Origin of the sequence: Mycolicibacterium sp. 624, assembly GCF_040548615.1 — a bacterium.
Taxonomy (GTDB): Bacteria; Actinomycetota; Actinomycetes; order Mycobacteriales; family Mycobacteriaceae; genus Mycobacterium.
Genome location: NZ_JBEPRZ010000002.1, coordinates 820,987 through 843,493, shown reverse-complemented (window position 1 = coordinate 843,493; position 22,507 = coordinate 820,987). Strand labels below are relative to the sequence as shown.

The window sequence follows — 22,507 nt, the reverse complement described above, 5'->3', positions numbered from 1 at the left end:
CGGGCAGCCAAATCACTGTGCAACGACAAAATTAGCACTCGATGCTTGAGAGTGCTAGTCCAATTTTGGGTCGGCGCGAATGTCGGAGCCGTGCAGCACTTCGGTGCACTGATCGCAGGTCAACACGGCTTCGAACGGCGCCCCGCATCCGGTGTGCGTCAGGGTCACCGCCGGGCCCTCCGGCGAGACGTACCATCGCTGCGCCCACTGCAGCGCGGTGATGAGCACCGGCAGCACCGCCCGCCCCTTCTCGGTCAGGCGGTAGTGCCCCTTCGCGAGGCTCAGCACCCCGCAGCCGGTGAAGATCTGGAGCCGGTCGGTCAGTGACCCCGGTGAGGCGCCGAGTTGTCTCTGGAAGTCGCTGAAGCGCGTGGTGCCGACGAAGGCGGCGACCAGGAGTGCGAACGCCCACCTGTTGCCCAGGATGTTCATCGTCTCGGGGAACAGCCCGGCCGCGCCCTTGGCGTCGGACCCGCGGACGTGGGGAGCAGAGAGACCAGAGGGCCTGCGCCGCGTGGACTCGACGGGCATGGAGCGTGGCCAGGAGCCGCTTGGCCCCCACATCGCGTGAAGCTCCTTCTCGGAGCACGACTCTCCGCAGGCTCGGCACGTCATCAGCGGTGTGAAGTGCGCCCCGCAGGTGAGGTGTCGCATCGCGGGTAGGCGCTCGGCGTGGTCGGGCACCCAGTGCCGCTCCCACTCCCAGATCGTGGTCAGCATCGGCCACAGTGCGCGTCCGCGGGCCGTCAACAGATACTCCGACCGTGGCGGATTGTCCTGGTACGCACGCTGTGTCAACAGGCCGTCGGCCGTCATTACCTTGAGTCGCCGGGACAGCACGGCATGCGATATCGGCAGCCGGGCGGCGAAGTCGCCGTATCGGGTCGCGCCGAGCGCGGCCTGCCGGACGAGTAGCAGAGTCCACTCGTCGCCCAGGGCGCCGAGCATGCGTCCGACCGCGTTGACCCCGCCCGCAGGCAGTTCGGTGGGCACTACAGGCCGATGGCTGCCGCGGCCTCGTCGGTCCGGTTCCAGCGGCGCAGCTCCGCACCCGGCGCCCAGGCCGAGTGGGTGCCGCTGGAGACCCGTTCCGGCAGAGCGAGTTTGCACACCGGTCCGTCGCCCACCCGCGCGGCGTCGAACACCAGGCAGTAGGACGCGTCGGCAACCATGTCGGTGGTGATTGTAATCAGGTAGCCGTCGTCCTCGGCTGCGCTGCCGACTCTGGGCGCCATGGCGGTCTCGCTGCCGTACACGCCGTCGGAGAACGCGAACCGCTCCTCGGCGCCGGTGACGAGGTCGTGCTTGACCAGGCCGTCGAACAGGAACCAGCCGGGCTTACCGGTCGCAGCGTAGACGTAGCGGTAGTCGCGTCCCGCGTGGCCGGAGTTGATCATGCCGAACTCGGTGATGCTGTCGGTGAGGCGTTCCTCGCGGACACCACCGGTCTTGAGGTTGAACCGCCAACGGTGCAGCCGGGTTTGCATGTGGTCGAGCGCGAGCGCCGGGACCGGGTGACCCTGGAAGAACCCGTCGAGCACGATCTCGTCGCCGTCCTCGTGGGCATTGGTGAAGTGCAGCACGTAGGTCGGGTCGGCCTCGAACCACATGATGTCCTCGGTGCGTCCGCGGCGGGGGATCACCGCGAACCGTGACGGTACGTCCCGGTGGAAGCGCGGCAGATGCACGTTGTGCTTGAGCATTTTCGGCGACCAGAACAGTGGAAAGTCGTTCAGAATCGCGTAGTTCTCCGTGAACGCCATATCGTGGGGGAGTCGCGGTCCGGGCAGTGGCACGTCGACGTAGTGCACCAGGGCGTCGTTCTCGTCGACGACGCCGTAGTGCATGTATGGCGAGTCCTTGCTGTAGTTGAAGAACAGCAGTTCGCCTGTCGCGTCGTCGACCTTGGGATGTGCCGACACGCCCCAGTCGGTCGGGAACGCCCCGCCCCAGGTCGTCTTGCCTATGGTGTCGCCGGTAAGTGGATTGAGCTGATAGAGCTCACCGCACTGGTAGTGGCTGCTCAGCGCGATGCCGCGATGCACCGTCACATCGGTGCTGGACGCGTCCTTCATCAATGTCCTTGCGCCCCAGCCATAGTCCCGCTTGGACAGCTCGATGGGCTCGGCGATGCCCGGCCACAGCGGGCCCCCCGCCTCGAGTTCTTCGGCGAATCCGTCGGTACGGACGAAACGGTTGCGGTAGAAGGCCTTTCCGTCCCGGAAGCCGACGACCTGCATCATCCCGTCACCGTCGAACGGGTGGTAGTGCTTCAGCGCGGGGTGTAGCGGGTTCTCAGTATTGCGCAGGTAGACCCCATCGAGATCGGTCGGGATCGCACCGGCGACCACCGTCAGGTCGTCGTCGTCCCACTCGGTGGTCTGCGGGCGCCACGGCCCGGTGCGGTAGGGGTCGTCGTCGTTCTCTGGCAGCGTGGAGAGGAACTTCGCGACGATCTCTGGATTACTCACAGTCCTACCTCCTGCGCACCTGCGGTGCTCAATTTGCCGGCCCGCCGGCGACGATGAAGCTGACAGTGGTGGCCGTACTGCCCCCGATGTTGAGCGTGCCGAACGTCCGTGCATCGTCGACCTGGTAGTCACCCGCGGTGCCGCTGACCTGTCGGGCCGCGTCGACGAGCATGCGCACACCCGTGGCGCCAACGGGGTGACCGCCGCCGATGAGCCCGCCGCTGGGGTTGATGGGCAGGCGCCCGCCGATCTCGATATCGCCGTTCTCGACGGCCTTCCAGGACTCGCCGGGCCCGGTCAGGCCGATGTGGTCGATCGCCATGTACTCGCTCGTGGTGAAGCAGTCGTGCACCTCGATACCGTCGAGATCGTCGAGGGTGATCCGGGCCCGGTCGAAGGCGTCGAGCGCCGCGCGGCGCACGTGCGGCATCACGTAGGGCTCGCCACCGGAGCGGTCGAGCTTCTGCCGCAGCCCGAGGCCGACGGTGCGATGTCCCCAGCCCTCGATGCGGCCGATGGGGCGGGCCGCGGGATGGGCGCGTAGGTAGTGGTCGGAGACCAGGGCGAGTCCCGCGCCGCCGTCGGTCATCTGGCTGCAGTCGAACCGGCGGATGCGGCCCTCGACGGGAGGGTTTGCGATGTCGTCATCAGTGATCGGTTCGGGCACCGACCAGTCCCGGGTCTGGGCGTTGGGGTTGGCTCGCGCATTGGCGAGATTCAGGCTCGCAATGGCCCGCAGGTGCGTCTCGTCGATGCCGAAGCGGCGGTCGTACTCCGCGGTGACCTGGTCGAACATGTACGGCCACATGAACGTGGCCTCGGCGCCCTCGTGGCCGGTCCACGCGGCCGCGCCCAGGTGTTGTGCGGCGGTGTCACCGGGAACGGTCTTCTCCAGCTCGACGCCGACGACCAGTGCGGTGTCGTACGCACCGGAGCGCAGGTCGGAGATTGCGGCGAGGGTCGCGACGCTGCCTGACGCGCACGCCGCCTCGTGGCGCGATGCGGGGGTGCCCCAGAGACCATCGACGACGGTGGCCGGCATGGCCCCAAGGTGGCCCTGAGCGGCGAACATCTCCCCGAAGGCATTGCCGACGTGGACCACGCCGATACCGGCCGCATCGACCTGCGCGGCAGCGAGTGTGGACTGCACCACCTCGGCCGTCAGGCCTGCGAAGTCGACGCCCTCGCGCGTCAGATTGCGGGCGAAGTCGCTCTGGTAGCCGCCGAGGATCCACACACCCGTGTCCATGTCTGGCACCGTACTACAACTAGCAGAGTGACTCGATGAATTTGTTCCCTGGGATCGAGAGGGGATGATCGAGGAATGACGGCACAGAACCACGATCTCGCCCGCCGGATGGCGGACTTGGCCAGGTCTACTGCGATGCCGAGAACCGTCGAAGAGGTGCTCAAGGATGTGACCTCGGCCGCCATGGAGTTGATCGACGGCGTCGATATCGCCGGTGTGCTGCTGGTCGGCAAGAACGGCAGCTTCGAGACCCTGGCGCCCACGTCGGACCTGATGTTCAAGCTCGACGAGTTACAGATGCGCTATCTGGAGGGCCCGTGTGTTCGGGCGGCCCTAGCCGAGATCGTCGTCCGCACCGACGACTTCCGTAAGGAGACGAAATGGCCGAACTACTCGCCCAAGGTCGTCGAACTGGGTGTCCTGAGCGGTCTGTCGTTCAAGCTCTACACCGCTGACCGCACGGCAGGGGCGCTCAACCTCTTCGCGTACGAGCCGAGGCTGTGGGATGTCGAGGCGGAGACCATCGGCATGGTTCTCGCCGCGCACGCCGCGGCCGCCATCATGGCCAGCCGCGAGGGCGATCAGCTGCAGTCGGCGCTGTCGACGCGCGACCGCATCGGTCAGGCCAAGGGCATCGTCATGGAGCGGTACGGCATCGACGACGTGGCGGCGTTCGCGATGCTGCGTCGGTTGTCCCAGGACACCAACACCAAGCTGATCGATATCGCACAGAGGGTCATCGACACGCGGGGAGGCTGACCCGCCGGGCTAGCCCGTGGCGAGTAGGCGGCGAAGCGCGTCGCGTCCGGCGTCGTCGAGCGGCAGCAGCGGTGGCCGCGGCACTCCGACACCCCGGCCCAATAACTCGAGGCCGCCCTTGACGGTGGTGGGCAGCCCACCCGCCACGATGAACTCCAAGAGCGGTGCGAGATCGGCGTAGATCGTCTCGGCACGGGCCTGGTCACCGGCACGAATGGCGTCGTAGAGATCCACACACGGTTGGGGGCGCAGGTTCGGCGCCGCCGTGCACCAGCCCTTCGCGCCGGCGTTGAAGGCCGCCAGTGCCATCGGGTTGCTGCCGTTGTAGAACGGCAGCTGGCGGTCGCTGAGATCGGCGATCCGCAGCATGCGCGACAGGTCTCCGGTCGACTCCTTGACCATGGTGACGTTGTCGATCTCGGTGAACATGCGCACCAGAAGCTCAGGGCTCATGTCGATCCCGCTTGTAGCGGGATTGTTGTAGACCATGATCGGGATGCCGATGGCCGCGCCGATCGTCGCGTAGTGCGTGGTGATCTCGCGCTCGGAGAGCTTCCAGTAGGAGATCGGCAGGACCATCACTGCGTCGGCTCCGGCCCGTTCCGCGTAGCGCGCCCGCCGAACGGTGTTGGCCGTGGTGAGGTCGGATGCGCCGATGATCACCGGGACGCGACCGTTGACCACGCTGATCGTGACGTCGACGACGGCGTCGAACTCGTCCTCGGTGAGATATGCGCTCTCGCCGGTGCTGCCGAGGGGGACGATCCCGTGGGCCCCGCCGACCACCAACCGGTCGACGAGAGTGGCGAGCTGATCGGTGTCGACGGCCTGCTCCGCGCTGAAGGGTGTGACAGGGTAGGCGAGAATGCCGTGAATGTCCTTGTTGGTCATGTCGTTTCCTTTGGGCTAGGTGGTGATGGCGTCGGGGTGGTTGCGAAGTGCGCGCCGCGCGTAATAGGCGAAGTTGGCCTGGCTGCGCTTCGGTCGAAGAGTCCAGTCATGGGCCTCGCGGGCCAGCCGCTCGGGTAGCTCGGCGATGGTGCCCGCAGACATCGCGGCGAGCTGGAGTTTGGCGCCCCGTTCGATCAGCATCGCCAACGAGCAGGCCTCCTCGATGCTGGCACCGGCGACCACGTGGCCGTGGTGGGCCAGGAGGATGGCCTTCTTGTCACCCAGTGCGGCGCTGATGATCTCGCCCTCCTCGTTGCCGACAGGAACGCCGGGCCAGTCGGCAAGGAAGGCGCAGTCGTCGTACAGCGGTGCGATGTCCATCTGCGATACCACCAACGGCACCTCCAGCATCGACAGTGCGGCCACATGAAACGGATGGGTGTGCACGATGCAGGCCACGTCGGGCCGGGCTCGGTAGATCCAGGAGTGAAATCGGTTGGCGGGGTTGGCCATTCCCTGGCCTTCGAGGACGTTGAGATCCTCGTCCACCAGCAGCAGGTTCTGGTCGGTGATCTCGTCGAACCCCAGGCCGAGTCGCTGGGTGTAGTAGGTCCCGGGCTCCTCGGCGCGTGAGGTGATCTGGCCGGCCAGCCCGGAGTCGTGACCGGCGTCGAACAGGGCCCGGCAGGTCAGTGCCAGTTTCTGTCGGTCGGTCAGCGGCGAATCCTCGACGTGAGTGGCCATCCCATCGAGTGCGCGTTGCATGAGGCTCTGCTTCGAATCACCAAGTGTGCTCGTCATCTAGGGGTACTCCCTCCGAATCGTGGACATCTGCATGACATGTCGATGACGATAGGACACCTCGTGTCCTATCGTCAAGTGCGTTGCATATGTGTTTCCGGGGTGCTTTGCTGACGGGGCAAAGTGCACTGGGAGAGAGAAGTGCACTGGAAGAGAATGGAGAGCGCATGTTTGGCGACACCGGTCAGGCGTTGGGAACTGCCACCTTCGTGACGTTGCTTGCGGCTGGACTGATCTTCCTGCTTGCCCTCGGGTTGGGGGTGTGGAAGTACCAGCAGATGGCCACCTCGGCGGACCACCTCGCCCATCCGTATGTCGACATCGCGCACCGAGCGGCCCTGCTCTACTCGTTCGCGACGCTCCTGATCGCGGTGTTCGTCGAGTTGAGTGCCTGGCCGGACTGGCTGAACCTCACGGCGGCGATGGTCGTGGTCTTCTTCTTCGTCTTTGCCATCGCGAGCTACATCGTCCACGGTGCGCGGCGGGACACCACGAATCAACTCGAGCACCCCACCGCCGGGTTGCACGTCGCGATGGTGTCGCTCATCGTCGGCGAGATGGGTGGGTTCGCGGTCCTACTCGCGGGTTTCGTCGCCGCCCAGGTGGGCTGACGGTCAGCGGCCGCGGCCGAAGTCGCTGTGGGTGACGACGACGACCTCGCTGGGGGAGCTGCCGACCTGTCGTATCTGGTGGGGCAGTGAGGAATCGAAGTACGCGCAGTCGCCGGTGTCCAGGGTCACGACGTCGTCGCCGTAGCGAACCTCCACCGTTCCCGCATGGACGAAGACGAGTTCCTGGCCCGCGTGGGTCGGGTGGGCGTGCGCGGTGAACGCGCGAGTGGGGCGAACGATGAAGGGTGACATGGACTTCCCGAGCATGGCGGCGGCCACCGGGTGATAGCGCTCCGCGGTTCGGTCACCGGCGCGGTCGACGGCCAACGTCGTGTCGGCCGGGTCGTCGGAGAACAGTTGCGCCACGTCCACATCGAGCGCGCGCGCCACCTTCATCGCGACCGCGATCGACGGAGTGGAGCGCTGGCGTTCGATCTTGGACAGATAGCTTTTGGTCAGTCCGGTCGCATCGGCGAGTTCCTCCAGCGTCAGCCCGCGCTGCAGTCGCACCGCGCGCAGTAGTGCACTCATCGAATTTCCCGCCTCACCGTTGGTGGGCAGCCAGTCTATCGCCGATAGGACACCAGTTGTCCTATCGATGACAGGCCGACCGACGGGTCTCGACAGTGGACGGTGGTGCAGCCCGCTGGCTAGGGTGGGCACCCATGACGTTCACCGGCAAGACCCTGGCAGCAGCCGCCTTCGTGGCCGTCTGCGCTGCGGGTCAAGCGGGGATCGCACCCGCATCCGCGGTCTTCGACGAGCCCGCCTACTCGGCCTGCACCACAACGACGGTTCGTGCACCCGACCAGAGCCTCGACAGCATCGCCACGGCCTGCTGCGTGGAGAACGCCGGGGTTCCCACCCCGACCACCTACGGCATCGGCTGCGTCGCGCCCGTCGAGAATCCCGCCGAGGACTACCGGCCCACGATCGTGATGCCGACGTGGCCCTCGTCGCCGGATGAGGGCGGTGACGTCGCGTTCGATGAACTGATGAAACTGCCGCCCGGTCCGGCCTTTCCCGGCGACGGACTGATGCCGGGTGCCCCACCGCTGCCCTGAGAGTCGCTGAGCAGCGCCAGATTCCCTCGAGCCTCGGCTATTGACGCCCGTGTTGGTGAACCGTAAGGTCCGCGGCGAGCCCGGTTGATCTTGAACCCGGACAACGGAGTTGGGCGAGAGGGACACACATGAGACGGCGTGCATTCCTTGCTGGTGGCGCTGGTACCGCGGTGGCCCTCACCGCGCTGACGGGCTGCGCGGAGCCATCGGCTGAGCAGGACCAGCCGGTGGCGGCGGGGGAGCTGCAGGATGAGGCGGCGAAGCTGCGCGCGAAGTTCTCCGACAAGTTCGACTCCGCCTATGTGGAGAACGCCATCATTCCGTTCTTCCTGAACAGCATCTTCGACGGCCAGCGCCCGGTACTGCCGATGATCGATGTGGCGCTGACGAAGGAGAACGCGCTGCCGTATGACCTGTGGGGGCTGCTGAGCGAGAGTTGGCAGCCGGCGCCGCAGGACGGTGTCACAGTGTTCCTTCAGGGCCTGGAGAAGCGCGGTCCCGACAACCGGCGCAAGCGCATCTACATGTCGGCTGTCACGCCCGACCTCTATGCGGGGATGTACCAGGCCAAGATCGTCGGCTTCTGGGACGAGCTGTTGGCCTCCGGAAACGCCGGAAAACCGTTGATGCGGCGCTATCTGGACACGTTCTGGGATCTCTACTGGGATCTGCACCTGGGGGTCAAGGGCGCCCAGCTTCCCGACCAGGTCAGGCAGATCGGTGCCGCGTTCAACGCCGTCCTGGCCTACCGCGATCCCACACAGCAGATCGTCTACGACAACTACATGACAGTCCGCAAGCACCTCGCGTTCCTCAAGTCGTGGATCGACGACAGGCTCGGCGACATCAGCTCCGGCAAGACACCGGAACCCGAGAAGACCTTCGCCTGGTACTGGCTCAAGAACGGTGAGGACAGCGAGTACTTCAACCACAAGGACGTCGTCTTCGAGTGCTTCCACAACTTCGTGGCGTTCAGCCAGTGGGGCAACAGCCTGTACAACGTCATGGCGAAGCTGGGCCGGGAGACGGGCGATCGCCAGACCAAGGACTGGTTCACCAAGACGATGGCAGGCGACTTCGACAATCCGGCAGGCGTGGCGTTCCCGCCGTTGGAGCGGTTCGTGATGGAGCTGTTCCGCACCATCTCGCCCAATGGCGGCAGCATCTCGGCCCTCGAGGAGACCAGGACGCCGCCGTTCCAGCGGCACGGATACATCGTCAGCCCCCACACCTCGACGAGTCATGATCCCGTGCAGTGGGCCAACCCGGATGACTTCGACCCGGCCCGCTACGAGCACGCACCCACCAGCCAGGACGTCAACGAGGCCAAGATCCGACAGATGGGCCTCGCGAACTGCCCATTCGACCCGACCAGCTTCGAGGTCAAGGACGGGCGCAAGGCGGCGCTGCACAACAGCGCGTTCGGCACGGTGTTCGGGGTGGTGGACGATCGCCCGCTGCCCGTCTGCGACTACGCCGGTTTCGCGCCCTTCGGCTTCGGTTATCGACGCTGCCCCGGTGAGCAGCTCACCTTGATGGCCTTCGAGGACCTGATGAGCAAGGTGTGGAAGGACAAGCTCGAGTTCGTGAAGGTCGCTGGTGCCGAACCCGAGACCCTGCCCGTTGGACCCAGCACCGTGATCAGCGACGACATCGGGTTCGTCCGGCCGTCCTAGTCTCCGACGTCGCGTGCGTCAGGCGTGCACGGCGGGCCAGAACATCGCGAACAGGCGTTCCGCCCAGTCGGTTTCGACGCGTCCCGTGCGCGCGCGTTCGGCGATGTGGGCACCCACGATCGCGTCGATGAGGGTTTCCGCGTCGATGTCGGCGCGCATGGTGCCGTCGGCTCTGCACTCATCGATCACGCGCACCAGCTGGGCCCGCTGATCGACGAGGATGCGTCGGAATACCGAGCTGAACTCGGGATCGTCCTCGGTGAGAAGGGACGCGAAGCCGCCGAACCCGATGCCGTCATCGATCGCCGCGATCGCGTTCTTGATGAGCCACCGCAACCGCTCCGCCGTGTCTGCCTGCGGGCTGAGCGGCTCGGGGGAGACCAGACGCGACAATGCGGCCGACAACATGTCGCGCCGGTCGCGGTGGCGCCGATAGATCGTCGTCTTCGCAATGCCCGAGTCGGCCGTGACGGCTTCGACCGTCACGGACTGCGGCCCGCGTGTGCGCAGCAGGCGCAGCGCAGACTCGGCGATGCCGTCGTCGACGCCTCGTCGTCCTGGCATTCCAGTCTCCCCTGATCAACGCGCTGAAGGAATATCGTCGGCGACTCTAGCGCTACACTAACCGTAGCGAAACTACGCTACGCGTATCGTATCGTTCGATCCGCTCGGAGCGGTGACCGTGGTGGTCGCCGCGTGAGTACTCATGAGGTGAGGACATTGTTGAAGGTGTTCCGGCGAATATCCCATTCGTACGTGGCATACCTGTTCCTGCTGTCGGCCTTCGCATCGCTCGGCCTGTTCGTCGCCGCTCTGGCAATGCAGAGCCCCTGGGCCGTTGTTGCGGGTATCGCTCTGGTCGGCTCGCTCATCGCGGCTGCCGTGGGCTTCCGCATCGCCGTCTCCGCCGGCACTGCGAGCAAGCCCGTTCGGCAGGACACTATCGATCGGTACTACCTGAACTACCGCGGCGGTCGGGGTCGTCTGTCGGCGTAAGTTCCTCGTCGGGCAGCAGACGAACTCGAACTGGATCACGCTCCGCCTGCGAGGTGAGTAAGGATCGCAGCCGTCGACTCCTGGCGGGTATGGCGGTAACCGGTGCCGGCCCACAGGTGGACCAGGTCGGACTCACCCGCAGCGGCCGCGGCCTTGCGCAGCGGGCTCGTCAGATGGTGAATCGCGGGATACCCCAGCGGAGCCAACGCCTCGAACTCATCGATGAAGGCATTGCGAAGACCGCGTGCGGGGCGGCCGGTGAAGGCGCGGGTGATGACGGTCTGAGTTCGCGCCGGATCGGTCAGCGCGGCCCGATGGGTGGCCGAGGCGCCACTCTCGTCGGCACGCAGCAGTGCCGTGCCCACCGCCACGGCGTCGGCGCCTGCCCCCAGTGCCGCGGCGACGTCCTCGGGTGTGGTCAGCCCGCCGGCGGCGATGACGGGAAGGCTCACGCGGCTGGTCACCTGGGTGATCAGGTCGGTGATCCGAACCGGGTCGGGCATACGGCCGGGAGTCAGCGTGCCCGAGTGGCCACCGGCAACGCTGGCCTGCACTGCGAGCATGTCAACGCCTGCCGCAGCGGCCAATTCGGCCTCCGGCGCCGAGGTCACCGTCTGCACAATTGCCGTCCCGGTCTTCTGCAGCGCTCGGATGACATCGCCTGACGGGATGCCGAAGGTGAAGCTCACGAGGGGCACCGGGTTGGACAGCAGCACATCGATCTTGGCGCCGAACGCGTCGTCGTCGTCGATCGGCTCTGTCGGCAGGCTGATCTCGAACCTGTCCGCCTCGCGCTGCACCGCGGCCGCGTAGGCGCGGTAGGACGCCACGGTGATAGGGACCGGATTGGGAGCGAAGACGTTGACCCCAAAGGGGATTGACTCGCTCTGGACGGCCGAGATCTGGACCTGCAGGCTCTCGGGCGACTTGTACCCTGCGGCCAGCAATCCCAGGCCACCGGCGCGGGCGGCGGCGATCACCATGGCGGGGGTGGTGGCGCCACCGGCCATCGGCGCAGCGATCACCGGGATGCTCAGGCCCAGATTGGTCAGTGGTGATGTCATTGCCTCGTCCTCCCGTGCAGATCTCGTCCTAGTTGCAACGATTCTCTGCCGCCGACCATCCGGCCGGACAGGACCGGATTCCTCGCTACTGGAAGGCGCAGGCTTTCACGCGTCGTCGAGCAGTGCCCAGGACCCGGCGTCTGCGGAGACGAGGCGCTCGGCGATACCGGCCTCGTTGAACGCTGTCCGGACGTCGGCGATGCTCTCGCTGTAGATCGACCAGCCCGCGATGTGGGCGATCACGACTCGTGGCACGCCCAGCACCGCGGTGACGTCGGCCGCCCGCGGTCCGGTCAGGGTCAGTGGACGGCCCTGGTTCTTGGTGGGCAGCCGCGACGCTCCGGCGAACAGCACCGCGACATCGATGGCCGGGAATCGGCCGGCGATCTGGCTGACCGGAACCATCGACGCGTTATCGCCGCTGACGTACACCGTGGGAAGGCCCGCGGATTGCAGAATGAACCCGGTGACCTCGGCGTTGACGTGTCCCGACGCGTCACGCGTTCCGTCCAGGGGGCCGTGCACGGCCGGGACCGCGGTGATCGTGATGACCCCGTCGGTGCTTGCGAGTTCCGTGCTGTGCCACGTCGGCAGACCGATTGCGGGCGCACCGAGGCGTTCGGCGGCACCGGGTCCGGTGATGATGGTGGGAACCGCGGTGGTTGCCCAGTGGCGGCCGGCGATGTCGAGATTGTCGTTGTGGTCGTCGTGGCTGAGCAAGACGGCATCGACGTCACCGAGGTCCGCGGCGGCCACGGCCGGAGATGCCAGCTTGGCCATGGTGCCGTAGTCGTGCGGGTCGTCGAACGTCGGGTCCGTGACGAAACGCCTTCCGGCGTAATCGATGACGACGGTGGGGCCCCCGACGACGCCGACGGCGAAGGGGTGGCGGGTGGCGCTGATCGCGCCGGAAGTGGTGACCATCAGTGCTCCTCAGGTGCTCCGGGGCCGGACACCAGGTTCGGTGGTTGCCCACCGTCGGCGTGGACGATGAGGACCTTCACCAGCGACCCCGATGCACCGAGGAGTGGCCGGTACCGATGCCGAGGTCGGTCGCGGCGATGGTCATCGCCAATGTCGCCTGGCCAAGGTCGTACTGGTCAATGAGCTTGGTTCGCTCGTCGGGGGGTGTCGGCACGACCAACGCGATGGCCGCCGGTGCCGACGCGATGTGACCTGCACCCCGCCACACCGTCGAGAGCTCCTCCAGTTGATGTCGGTCGGTGATGATCACGAAGTCCCAGTGCTGGCGGTTCGACGCAGACGGCGCCCGCCATCCTGCCTCGGCTATGCGATCCAGCTCGGCGTCCGGAATGGGTTTAGGCAGGTAACTTCGTACGTTCCTTCGGGAACGAATGGCATCCCAGGCTTCCATCTCGACCTCCGTTTAGCGCGCGGCAGACCGCAACTCGGCCTGTAACCACCAACCGAGCCCGGGAGCCAACTATTTCGTCGTACTCTGTGGGTTGCCTGTGGGGCCGATGCCGGAGGTATCACCGCGGTGATGCGGACAACTGCGCCTTGACGTTTCGTGACAGGTCGTCAGCGAGGATCTCTGGTTGACCGGCGAACATTCCGTCGAGCGCCTGCTTGGCGACCACAGCGGGGTCGACCTTCTGGTCCGCCGGAATGTAGCTGACCATATCGGTGTCCATATAACCGACGTGCAACGCGGCGACGTGGATTCCCCTGGGCGCCAACTCCTCACGCGTCGCATCTGTGAGCGCCCACCCGGCGGCCTTCGCGGCCGAGTAGGCGCCGCTGGAAGCCGGGTGCAGCCAGGACAGGACCGACAGCACGTTGAGAAGTGAGCCACCACCGTTGCGTTCAATGACCGGTGCGAAGGCGCGAATGACGTTGAGCGTGCCGAAGTAGTGGGTCTCCATCTCGAGACGGATGTCATCCAGCGGTCCGTCGAGAAGCGTGGCCCGTGTCGAGACGCCTGCATTGTTCACCACGACGTTGACATCGCTGGCCTGTTCGGCGGCGCGGCGTACCGACTCGGGATCGGTGATGTCCAGCTGGATGGGTACGACGCCCGGGAGGTCGATCGTCTCGGGTCGGCGCGCACCCGCGTACACCTTGGCGCCGCGCTCGAGCAGGTCGGCGGCGAACTTCCGACCCAGACCGCGGTTGGCTCCGGTTACCAGGGCGGTGACATTCTCTGTGGTCATTGTGGGGCTCCTTCGACTGCGCTGGTTAAGTCCTGCCGATGAGAACACAGTTGACTGCCGTTTGAGTCCCGATGCAGTCGGTGATTGCAGCTAGCGGGTAGTCGCGCTACACCTGACCGTGGCGTGGCGGTCGCGTACCGGACAACGTATGGCGACCGATGTGCTGCAGCTTCCAGCGGGTCGCGTCGTGCAGTGTGTGGGTCCGTGCGTCCCGCCAGTAGCGGGACAGGTTGTCACCGGCTGTCGCGCTACGGGTGCCGCCGAGCTCGAACAGCAGGCTCGAGGCGTCCAGCGCGGCGCGCGCGGCAGCGACCTTGGCCACCGCGACCGCGACTGACGTCGCGGCGGCCGAGTCGTCGGTGAGGTCCGCCCGCGCAGCGTCGAGCTGGCTGGCGGCGTGCACGAGAAGCGCTTGCGCGCCACGTACGGTCACCGTCAGTTCCCCCGCGGTCTGAATCAAGGTCGTGTCGTTGACCGCGGAGTCGACGTGCGCCTCGAAGTGGGGCCGGGCCTTGGCGGCCTGCCGAACACCCTCGGCCAGAGCGCCCGTCGCGATACCGACATCGATTGCGGCGTGCAGTAATTGAGCGTGCGCCCCGTACACGGTTGGCTGATCGAAGATGGGGGAGAACGGCACGACATGATCGGCCGGGACCCAGATGTCGTCCAGCACGACAGTGCCCGAGGCGGTGGTCCGCTGCCCCATCCCGTCCCAGTCGTCGATGATCCCGAGGCCCGGAGCATCGCGGGGAACGAAGGCGATGGCCTTCGGTGTGGTGGAGGTGGGTGCATCCTCGGAGCCGTCGGCCAACGACGCACGGACTATCAACCAGTCGGCGAAGAGCGCTCCGGTGCAATAGAACTTGCGGCCGGTCAGCGCGTAGCCACCGCCGGCGGCGACGGTGAGTGTCGTGGTGTCGACGTTGACGGCGTGCGGACCACGCTCGGTCTGGGCGTTGGCGAAAAGCGCCCCGTCGCACACCAGACCGTAGAACCGGGCCTGCTGCGCATGTGTGCCCTGCAGTCGCAGTGCCTCCAGAAAGGTGTAGTGCGAATGCGGGATCTGAGCGAGTGACGGATCGGCGTGGGCCAACAGACGAAACACCTCGGCCACCGTGGTCGCGGGTGCCTCGATGCCACCGTGTTCGGTGGGTACCGACAGTGCCAGCAGCCCAGAGGACTTCAGCGCCTGCACCTGATCGTGCGGCAGTGTGCGCGCGGCGTCGCGGGCGCACGCCTGCTCGGCGAAGGCGATCGCCAGGCGCTCGGCGACGGCAGCGGCGTCACCAGCCGAGGACACCCGGTCCACGGTGGCGTGCGTGGTCACCGTGCAGCACTCACAATCGGGCTTGCACCGACGAACGGGATCGAAGCCGGTGTCGCGTCGACGCGTCCACCGTCGAAGAGACCGCGCTGACGCAGAATCGGCACCACGCCCTCGCCGAACCAGAACAGCTCCTCCAGGTGCGGGTAGCCCGAGAAGATGAACTCGTCGATCCCGATCTCGGCGTACTCGGCGATCCGGTCGGCGACGTCGGTGTGGCTGCCGACCAGGGCGGTGCCCGCGCCGCCGCGGACCAGCCCGACGCCCGACCACAGGTTGGGCGCGATCTCGAGGCTGCGGGCGTCGTGCCACGAGCCGTCGGCGCGGTTGGCCTCGTGCAGTGCGAGCATCCGGCGCTGACCCTCGGACTGGCTGCGGCTCAGCCCCGCCTGCGCGTTGCGGACGGTCTCCTCGTCGAGTGCTGCGATGAGCTTGTCGGCCTGCGCCCAGGCCTCATCCGCGGTGTCGCGCGAGATGGTGTGAAGCCGGATGCCGAAGCGGATGCTGCGGCCCTGCGCGTCGGCCTCCCTGCGGATCCACTCGATCTTCTCGCGTACTGCCGCCGGTGGTTCGCCCCACGTCAGGTAGACGTCGGCATGGCGCGCCGCGACCGGACCGGCGGCGGCCGAGCTGCCGCCGAAGTACAACGGCGGCACGGGGTTCGGCGGGGTGGCCAGCGACGCCTCCTCGACCTGGATGTGGTTGCCGTTCGCCGTGACCGTCTCACCGGCCCACAGCCGCCGGACGACGTCGAGAAACTCGTCGGCCCGCTCGTAGCGTGCGTCCTTGTCGAGGTGATCGCCGAACGCCCGCTGCTCGTGGGCCTCGCCCCCGACAACGACGTTGAGCAGGATGCGGCCGGGGGCGTGGCGGGCGAACGTGGCCGCCATCTGCGCCGACAACGTGGGGCTGACCAGCCCGGGCCGGAACGCCACCAGGAAGGCCAGCGACTGGGTCTCGCGCGCAAGCAGGGCGGCGGTGACGAACGCGTCCTCACACCACGCGCCGGTCGGGATGAGCGCGCCGGTGAAACCGAACGTCTCCGCCGCCCGCACGATGGAGGCCAGGTAGTCGACCGAGGCGTCACGGTCGCTGTGCGCGACCCCCGCGGGTGTGCCGTGTCCACCACCGACGATCAGACGGCTGTCGCCGTAGGTGGGCAGGAACCAATGCAGCTTCAATGACATGGCAAAACCCCTATCGGCCGCTCGTCGGCTGGGCGGCCGACGACGACGAGGAGGAGGGAACGGTGGACGGGCGCTCGATGATCGTGGAGGCAGGGCCGCCGACGCGGTAACCCGCGCCACGATGTTCGTCGGGCAGTCGGTCACCCCGGCCGAAGAGCTTGTTGCGCAGCGTGCCTGGTGTGTACTCCGGTTGGTATGCGCCTCGCTCCGTCAGTACGGGTACGACATGGTCGATGAAGTCGGCAAACGAACCCGGCGTGACGGCGTAGGCCAGGTTGAAGCCGTCGACGTCGGTCTCTTCGACCCACTCCTGCAACGCATCGGCGACGTGATTGCCCGAGCCGACGATGAGCGGTCCGAGCCCGCCGATCTTGCCCCATGTGGCGATGTCCTTGACAGCCCATTCACCGCCGTCGGGGTCGGCCGACTGGAACGCCTTCACCGCGGACAGGATGGCGTTGGAGTCGACGTTGCCGATCGGCTCGTCGAGGCCGTAGCGTTCCAGATCGACGCCCATCCAACCTGACATGAACACCAGCGCACCCTCTGGATCCCCCCATGACAGGTACTCGGCGTGCTTGGCGCGCGCCTCCTCATCGGTGTCGGCGGTGATGACTGTCGTCAGGTTGAAGATCTTGGCCGCGTAGGGATCCCGGCCGGCGAGCTCGAGCTCACGCCGGATGGTGCCCACGGTCTCGCGGAGGATGGCCTTCGTCGGTGCGGCGGTGAAGATGGCCTCGGCGTTCTCGGCGGCGAACCGGACGCCGCGCGGCGACGCTCCGGCCTGGAAGATCACCGGGGTGCGCTGGGGTGACGGTTCGGACAGATGGATGCCCGGAACGCTGAAATGCGTTCCCTCGTGCCCGATGTGGTGAACCTTGTCTGGGTCTGTGAACACCCCGCGCTCGCGATCCCGGATCACCGCGCCGTCCTCCCAGGAGCCCTCCCAGAGCTTGTAGAGCACCTCGAGGTATTCGTCGGCGTGATCGTAGCGGGCGTCGTGGGCGGGTTGATCGGTCTGCCCCATGTTGCGCGCGGCGGCGGGCAGGTAGCCGGTGACGACGTTCCAGCCGACGCGCCCCTTCGTCAGGTGGTCGAGCGTGGAGACGCGCCGGGCAAACGGATAGGGATGTTCGAACCCCGTTCCCGTGGTGATCCCGAAGCCCAGATGCTCGGTCACCAGGGCCATTGCCGACACCAGCAGCAGCGGATCGTTGACCGGAATCTGCGCGGCCTGCCGGATGGCGGCCTCGTCGCTGGCGCCGTAGATGTCGTAGGTGCCCAGCACGTCGGCAATGAACAGCGCATCGAATCTGCCCCGTTCGAGGAGCTTCGCGAGATCGGCCCAGTAGGACAGGTCCTTGTACTCAGCGGACCGATCCTGCGGGTGTCGCCACAGGCCAGGGGACTGGTGGGCGACGCAATTCATATCGAAGGCGTTTATGCGGATGGTACGGCTCACTGGCCACATCTTCGGGGCTTGCCCGCCCAGGCGCACGGGTTACATTCCGGACGATTTCAATGCGACCTCGTGCGGCTATCCGGTGTGAGGCCGAGCACCCGGTGAGAGGCTGAGATCGCGGCGGATCTCCGCCGTCCCGACAGAGAGGCGTCCCCATGAGCGAGCACATCTACCGCGTGGTCGAGATCGTCGGCAGCTCACCAGATGGCGTCGACGCAGCGATCACCAACGCGATCTCCCGAGCGTCGCAGACCCTGCGCAGTATCGAGTGGTTCGAGGTGGTTTCCACCCGTGGGCACGTCGAGAACGGCTCGGTCGGGCACTTTCAGGTGACGCTCAAGGTTGGGTTCCGACTCGAGGAGACCGCCTAGCGGTTACACGTCGGAGCTCTCGCGCCACAGATCGATGCCGGAATCCGATGCGTATCGGTCGATTTCGCGGAGTTCATCCGGGGTGAAGTCGAGGTTGGCCAGGGCGCCAAGGTTCTCGTCGAGCTGAGCGACGCTGGACGCGCCGACGAGTGTGGAGGCCACCGTGGGATCGCGCAGCACCCAGGCCAGTGCGAGCTGTGCGAGCGACTGACCACGACGCTCGGCAATCGCGGCAAGGCCGCGAAGGCGATCGCGGACCTCTTCGGTCACCACGTCGTCGTCGAAGGTCGGACGTGTCGTCGCGCGTTCGACGTCGGCCGCGGGCTGCTGCAGGTAACGGTCCGTCAGCAGGCCTTGGCCAAGCGCGGTGAATGCGATCGCCCCCATCCCAGCCTTGGCGAGTTCGGTGGTGAGATCGCCCTCGATCCACCGGTTGAGCAGCGAGTACGACGGCTGGTGAATCACCAGGGGGGTGCGCAGTCGCCGGGCGATGGCCGCCGCTTCCGCGGTCTTGGTGGGCGAGTACGACGAGATGCCGACGTAGCGTGCCTTCCCAGCGCGGACGGCGGTGTCCAGCGCCCCGATCGTCTCGTCGAGCGGGGTCGTCGGGTCGATGCGGTGCGAGTAAAAGATGTCGACGTAGTCGAGCCCGAGCCGCTCCAGTGACTCGTCGAGGCTGGCGAGCAGATAGGCGCGGCCGCCGAGCTGACCGTAGGGCCCCGGCCACATGTCCCATCCCGCCTTGCTGGAGATGATGAGTTCATTGCGATACGGCTTGAAGTCGCGACGCAGCATCCGGCCGAAGTTCTCCTCGGCCGAACCGTATGGCGGTCCGTAGTTGTTGGCCAGGTCGAAATGGGTGATGCCGCGATCGAAGGCGTGCCGCAGGACCTGCCGTTGCACGTCGAAGGGCCGGTTGTCGCCGAAGTTGTACCAGAGTCCGAGGGAGATGGCTGGCAGGAGAAGTCCGGACGAGCCCACCCGCCGGTACGGCATGGTGGCATAGCGCTCCCGGGCGGCGACCCAGGGATCGTGGGTGAACGGAACATCGGAGATCGCCAAGTCGTCGGCCATGCGAGCTATCGTAGTCAGCCGGAGGCGGTGCGTCGAAAGTCTTGTCCGAGAAGGTGTCTCACCAGACTCGAACCCAGTCGACCAGCATGTCCGCGGGATAGGTACCGCCCCTGGGATCACCACCACCGGAACCGGCCACCGCGAGATTCAGGATCGGAAAGAGCGTGTAACCGGGGGCGTTGAACGGCCAATCCGGCAGGGCGCTCGCCGGCACGTCGAAGTACGGCTGTGCGCCGTCGACGTAGTCCTTCCAGAAGCGGATACCGGCGGTATCCCACTGGGCACGCCACGTGTGCCACCCGCTGTCAGCCGCGATCGTGTGGCTCGCGTGCTCGCCACCGTTCAACTTTGCGTGGACGGTGGTGCCGGGGGCCCAGCTGCCGTTGCCGTACCACTCCATGATGTCGACCTCGCCACCGTTGACGGGATCGTTGTTCGCCAGATACCAGGCGGGCCAGGCGCCGGGAGTGAGGCAGTTCAGCTTGATTCTGGCCTCCCAGGTGGTGCCGATGGGTCCCCGGTACCGCCCGAAGAGTTTGCCGCTGTAGTACGTGTCGCCGTCCTTGGCGGCGCGGAAGACGAGGTTGGAGTTGCCATCGAGGAAGACGTTTCGCCGATCGTCGCGGTACTGCCCGACATTGCCGGGCAGCTCCCAGTACGTCGGGTCCTCCATGTCCTCTCTGGCCAGCGCCACCTCCCATTTCGAGGCGTCGGGGGCTGACCCGGCCTTACCGTCGAATTCGTCGCGGAAGAGGTAGGTAGTGCCACTGGGCGGCGCGGCCCCCGCGGTCGGGAGGGGTACTGCGGCGGCCAGCGCGGCGAGGCCGGCCAGTGACATCGCGTCGCGACGATTCATGTCAGGCACACAACCAGGTGAACCTGTAAGTCCGCTGTGAATACCGGGTGCTCGGAGCGTGTGAGTCAGCGCTCGGGGCCCGGCCGTGACTGCAGTATCGGTGTGGCGGCGTCGAGAAGGTCCTCGCGGTTCCCCGTGCGGGGAGGATAGATCCGACTGCCGTTGATTATGCGCTTGGTGGCCTTGGCCTCCGCGCCGCTGGCGATCACTCGCCGATCCCACCCCTCGGTGTAGACCGCTCCCGCTGGCCCGAGGTCCAAAACCGTCACATACCAGGGAATTCGAAGGGTCAGCATCGGCTCACCGAGCAGATCGCTGACGACGTTGTACCCGGCGAAGCGGCCCATCGGCCTACCGTGCTGGCAGGACATCACCGAGAGGTGGTGATCGTCCATCCACGCGGCAGCGACGTCCCCGGCGGCGAACACGCCCGGCACGCCGACCACGCGCAGCTGCTCGTCAACCGCGACCCGGCCGAGACGGTCCCGCTCGACGCCCAGGTCGGCGGTGAGCGGACTGGCGCGCATCCCCGCACACCACACCACGGTCGACGCCGCCACCGTCTCTCCTGTCGACAACGTCACCGTGTCGGCCCCGATCGCGGCCACACTGACCCCCAGCCGGGTCTGCACCCCGTTCGCTGTCAGCGCCGCCTCGATCACCGGGCGTGCTGATGCGCCCATATCCGAGCCGACGTGCGGGTTGTGGTCGATGAGTATCACCTGGCTGACCGTCTCCGGGAAGAGTGCGGCCAGCCGGGCCGGCAGTTCGCAGGCGGTCTCGATGCCGGTCAACCCGGCACCCACCACCACCACGGTGGATGCGGCCGATGTGCGGGGGTCGCGGGCGAGTTCCACCAGGTGCCGTTGCAGCCTCTCCGCACCGTCGTAGGTGTCGACGTCGAAGCCGAACTCGAGCAGACCGGGGAGTTCGGGCTTGACCACCCGGCTGCCCAGCGCGATCACAAGGCGGTCGTAGGACCGGGTGTCGACTGTGGTGGTCACCCTGCGATTGGCCGGGTCTATCGCCGTCACGTCAGCGACGACGTGGCCAACGCCGACGGGATCGAGCAACCCCTGCAACGGAATTCGGCACGGGGTGAGGTCGGCCTCGTAGTTGCGCACCCGGATGTCGTGGTACGGCGTTGAACTGACGACCGTGACGGTGACATCGCCGCCCGCGACGCCGAGTTCGTCGATTCGCCTGGCCGCACCCAAGGCGGCCCACAAGCCGGCGAAGCCGGAGCCCAGGACGATGACGTCGCTCACCGAGGCCTCTTCTTCCACATCGGGTTATGCGGTCCGGCGGCGCCTCGAGAACGGATCGGTCAACGACGGGGCCTGATAGCCCTGATCGGCTCGAGAGATCGTTGAACCCGGTGGCACGATCTCGTCGATCCTGTCGAGGATGTCCACCGACAGCGTGACGTCGGTTGCGCCGAGCTGGGATTTCAGATGGTCGAGGGTGCGCGGACCGATAATCGGCGCGGTGACCGCCGGATGCTGCATCACGAAGGCGAGCGCGAGGTGAATCAGCGAGATGCCGGCGTCGTCCGCTAGTTGACCGAGTGAATCGGCCGCGTCGAGTTTGCGCTGGTTCTCGGGGCTGGACATGTCGTAGCGGCCAGGAATTCGGTTGCGGCGCCGTGATTCGGGCAGCTCCTTGTCCTTGCGGTAAGCCCCGGACAGCCACCCGCCGGCCAGCGGACTCCATGGCAGCACCCCCATGCCGTACTCCTGCGCCACCGGCAGGACGTCGGCCTCGATCCCGCGTACCAGCAGCGAGTAGGGCGGCTGTTCGGTGACGAACCGGCCGAGGTTTCGCCGTTCGCTGACCCATTGCGCCTGGACCATCTGGTGGGCGGGAAAGGTCGACGAGCCGAAGGCGCGGATCTTGCCCTGCCGCTGCAGATCAGTGAGCGCCCCCAGCGTCTCTTCGATATCGGTGTCGGGGTCAGGGCGATGTATCTGGTAGAGGTCGATCCAGTCGGTGTTCAGCCGACGCAGGCTGTTCTCGACCTCGTGGATGATCCAGCGCCGCGAGTTTCCGCGCTTGTTCGGGTCACCCAACGTGCCTGCCGGCGCATCGAGGGGAACACCCATCTGGATGTTGACCTTCGTGGCGAGAACCACGTCGTCACGCCTGCCGCCGGCGAGTGCCTTGCCGACGATGATCTCCGACTCGCCCTGCGAGTAGACGTCGGCGGTGTCGATGAAGTTGATGCCAGCATCCAGCGCAGCGTGGATCGTAGCGATCGATATCTCGTGATCGGGTTCGCCCCAACCTCCGAACATCATTGCGCCCAGACATAGCGGGCTGACCTGGATTCCGGTGCGTCCGAGGCTGCGGTACTCCATGGGAGCGACTGTACGCCTGCGTCGTGCGGGTTCATGATCACTGATCATGAGTCCGAAAGCCCTCTGCGACCGTTCGATTCGGGCACTCAGAAGCGCTCTAAGTGCCTCGAACACTGGAGT

The 22,507-nt window shown here is 66.6% G+C and carries 23 protein-coding genes and 1 pseudogene; 6 read left to right on the top strand and 18 right to left on the bottom strand.

Going from position 1 to position 22,507, the window contains the following annotated elements:
- Positions 1-54: 54 nt before the first annotated feature.
- From ABIA65_RS11060 to ABIA65_RS11050, 3 genes are read right to left on the bottom strand one after another with little or no spacing between them, the layout of a single operon-like run.
- On the bottom strand, positions 55-948 hold the full coding sequence (locus ABIA65_RS11060; protein WP_354523762.1) for a winged helix-turn-helix transcriptional regulator: 894 nt from the start codon (positions 946-948) through the stop codon (positions 55-57).
- Between the two features lie 44 nt (positions 949-992).
- Positions 993-2,471: a carotenoid oxygenase family protein gene (locus tag ABIA65_RS11055; protein ID WP_354523520.1), complete on the bottom strand. Its 1,479-nt coding sequence runs from the start codon at positions 2,469-2,471 to the stop codon at positions 993-995.
- A 28-nt stretch (positions 2,472-2,499) separates the two neighbouring features.
- The gene (locus ABIA65_RS11050; protein ID WP_354523519.1) at positions 2,500-3,720 is read right to left on the bottom strand and encodes an acetyl-CoA acetyltransferase; all 1,221 of its coding nucleotides are present in this window, start codon (positions 3,718-3,720) and stop codon (positions 2,500-2,502) included.
- Positions 3,721-3,795: 75 nt separating this feature from the next.
- On the opposite strand from ABIA65_RS11050, the gene ABIA65_RS11045 reads away from it, so the two are divergent.
- Entirely contained in the window at positions 3,796-4,479 is a 684-nt protein-coding gene (locus tag ABIA65_RS11045) for a GAF and ANTAR domain-containing protein (RefSeq protein ID WP_241403277.1), read from the top strand.
- A gap of 9 nt (positions 4,480-4,488) precedes the next feature.
- Here ABIA65_RS11045 and ABIA65_RS11040 read toward each other — a convergent pair whose 3' ends face one another.
- Both ABIA65_RS11040 and ABIA65_RS11035 read right to left on the bottom strand, forming a co-directional pair.
- Positions 4,489-5,370: a dihydrodipicolinate synthase family protein gene (locus ABIA65_RS11040; protein WP_354523518.1), complete on the bottom strand. Its 882-nt coding sequence runs from the start codon at positions 5,368-5,370 to the stop codon at positions 4,489-4,491.
- Between the two features lie 15 nt (positions 5,371-5,385).
- Positions 5,386-6,171 (bottom strand): aldolase, encoded by a 786-nt coding sequence (locus ABIA65_RS11035; protein WP_241403279.1) that lies wholly within the window; start codon positions 6,169-6,171, stop codon positions 5,386-5,388.
- Between the two features lie 167 nt (positions 6,172-6,338).
- Between ABIA65_RS11035 and ABIA65_RS11030 the strand changes: the two genes are divergently transcribed.
- A complete protein-coding gene (locus ABIA65_RS11030) occupies positions 6,339-6,782 on the top strand; it encodes a hypothetical protein (RefSeq protein ID WP_241403280.1) in 444 nt (147 codons plus the stop codon).
- Positions 6,783-6,785: 3 nt separating this feature from the next.
- On the opposite strand, the gene ABIA65_RS11025 is transcribed toward ABIA65_RS11030, so the two are convergent.
- Positions 6,786-7,313, bottom strand: coding sequence for a helix-turn-helix domain-containing protein (locus ABIA65_RS11025; protein ID WP_354523517.1), 528 nt, complete (start codon positions 7,311-7,313; stop codon positions 6,786-6,788).
- A gap of 134 nt (positions 7,314-7,447) precedes the next feature.
- Between ABIA65_RS11025 and ABIA65_RS11020 the strand changes: the two genes are divergently transcribed.
- On the top strand, positions 7,448-7,846 hold the full coding sequence (locus ABIA65_RS11020) for a hypothetical protein (RefSeq protein WP_241403282.1): 399 nt from the start codon (positions 7,448-7,450) through the stop codon (positions 7,844-7,846).
- 128 nt (positions 7,847-7,974) lie between these two features.
- Positions 7,975-9,522: a cytochrome P450 family protein gene (locus ABIA65_RS11015; protein WP_354523516.1), complete on the top strand. Its 1,548-nt coding sequence runs from the start codon at positions 7,975-7,977 to the stop codon at positions 9,520-9,522.
- Positions 9,523-9,540: 18 nt separating this feature from the next.
- On the opposite strand, the gene ABIA65_RS11010 is transcribed toward ABIA65_RS11015, so the two are convergent.
- Positions 9,541-10,086, bottom strand: a complete 546-nt coding sequence (locus ABIA65_RS11010) for a TetR/AcrR family transcriptional regulator (protein WP_354523515.1) — start codon at positions 10,084-10,086, stop codon at positions 9,541-9,543.
- 192 nt (positions 10,087-10,278) lie between these two features.
- Here ABIA65_RS11010 and ABIA65_RS11005 point away from each other — a divergent pair, with 192 nt between their 5' ends.
- Complete coding sequence (locus ABIA65_RS11005) at positions 10,279-10,518, top strand: hypothetical protein (RefSeq protein ID WP_241403285.1); 240 nt, start codon at positions 10,279-10,281, stop codon at positions 10,516-10,518.
- Positions 10,519-10,553: 35 nt separating this feature from the next.
- Here the strand turns inward: ABIA65_RS11005 and ABIA65_RS11000 are convergent, their stop codons facing one another.
- The 7 genes and pseudogenes from ABIA65_RS11000 to ABIA65_RS10970 all read right to left on the bottom strand — a co-directional run bounded on the left by ABIA65_RS11000 (position 10,554) and on the right by ABIA65_RS10970 (position 17,729).
- A complete protein-coding gene (locus ABIA65_RS11000) occupies positions 10,554-11,582 on the bottom strand; it encodes a nitronate monooxygenase (RefSeq protein WP_241403286.1) in 1,029 nt (342 codons plus the stop codon).
- 105 nt (positions 11,583-11,687) lie between these two features.
- Positions 11,688-12,506, bottom strand: coding sequence for an MBL fold metallo-hydrolase (locus tag ABIA65_RS10995; RefSeq protein ID WP_241403287.1), 819 nt, complete (start codon positions 12,504-12,506; stop codon positions 11,688-11,690).
- Between the two features lie 94 nt (positions 12,507-12,600).
- Positions 12,601-12,957: pseudogene (locus ABIA65_RS10990) on the bottom strand (nitroreductase family protein); the annotation flags it as partial.
- Between the two features lie 118 nt (positions 12,958-13,075).
- Positions 13,076-13,756, bottom strand: coding sequence for an SDR family oxidoreductase (locus ABIA65_RS10985; protein WP_354523514.1), 681 nt, complete (start codon positions 13,754-13,756; stop codon positions 13,076-13,078).
- Positions 13,757-13,862: 106 nt separating this feature from the next.
- Positions 13,863-15,083: an SfnB family sulfur acquisition oxidoreductase gene (locus ABIA65_RS10980; RefSeq protein ID WP_354523513.1), complete on the bottom strand. Its 1,221-nt coding sequence runs from the start codon at positions 15,081-15,083 to the stop codon at positions 13,863-13,865.
- Positions 15,080-16,267, bottom strand: coding sequence for an LLM class flavin-dependent oxidoreductase (locus tag ABIA65_RS10975; RefSeq protein ID WP_354523512.1), 1,188 nt, complete (start codon positions 16,265-16,267; stop codon positions 15,080-15,082). The genes ABIA65_RS10980 and ABIA65_RS10975 overlap by 4 nt, the downstream gene beginning before the upstream one ends.
- Positions 16,268-16,277: 10 nt before the next feature.
- Positions 16,278-17,729: an LLM class flavin-dependent oxidoreductase gene (locus ABIA65_RS10970; RefSeq protein ID WP_354523511.1), complete on the bottom strand. Its 1,452-nt coding sequence runs from the start codon at positions 17,727-17,729 to the stop codon at positions 16,278-16,280.
- Between the two features lie 155 nt (positions 17,730-17,884).
- Between ABIA65_RS10970 and ABIA65_RS10965 the strand changes: the two genes are divergently transcribed.
- The gene (locus ABIA65_RS10965) at positions 17,885-18,100 is read left to right on the top strand and encodes a dodecin (protein WP_241403292.1); all 216 of its coding nucleotides are present in this window, start codon (positions 17,885-17,887) and stop codon (positions 18,098-18,100) included.
- Between the two features lie 3 nt (positions 18,101-18,103).
- On the opposite strand, the gene ABIA65_RS10960 is transcribed toward ABIA65_RS10965, so the two are convergent.
- The 4 genes from ABIA65_RS10960 to ABIA65_RS10945 all read right to left on the bottom strand — a co-directional run bounded on the left by ABIA65_RS10960 (position 18,104) and on the right by ABIA65_RS10945 (position 22,387).
- Complete coding sequence (locus ABIA65_RS10960) at positions 18,104-19,174, bottom strand: aldo/keto reductase (RefSeq protein ID WP_354523510.1); 1,071 nt, start codon at positions 19,172-19,174, stop codon at positions 18,104-18,106.
- A 58-nt stretch (positions 19,175-19,232) separates the two neighbouring features.
- Positions 19,233-20,030 carry a glycoside hydrolase family 16 protein gene (locus ABIA65_RS10955; RefSeq protein WP_371746959.1) on the bottom strand — a complete coding sequence of 266 codons (798 nt, stop codon included), beginning with the start codon at positions 20,028-20,030 and terminating at the stop codon, positions 19,233-19,235.
- Positions 20,031-20,095: 65 nt separating this feature from the next.
- A complete protein-coding gene (locus ABIA65_RS10950) occupies positions 20,096-21,298 on the bottom strand; it encodes an NAD(P)/FAD-dependent oxidoreductase (RefSeq protein ID WP_354523509.1) in 1,203 nt (400 codons plus the stop codon).
- A gap of 24 nt (positions 21,299-21,322) precedes the next feature.
- Positions 21,323-22,387 (bottom strand): aldo/keto reductase, encoded by a 1,065-nt coding sequence (locus tag ABIA65_RS10945; RefSeq protein ID WP_241403296.1) that lies wholly within the window; start codon positions 22,385-22,387, stop codon positions 21,323-21,325.
- Between the last annotated feature and the right edge of the window lie 120 nt (positions 22,388-22,507).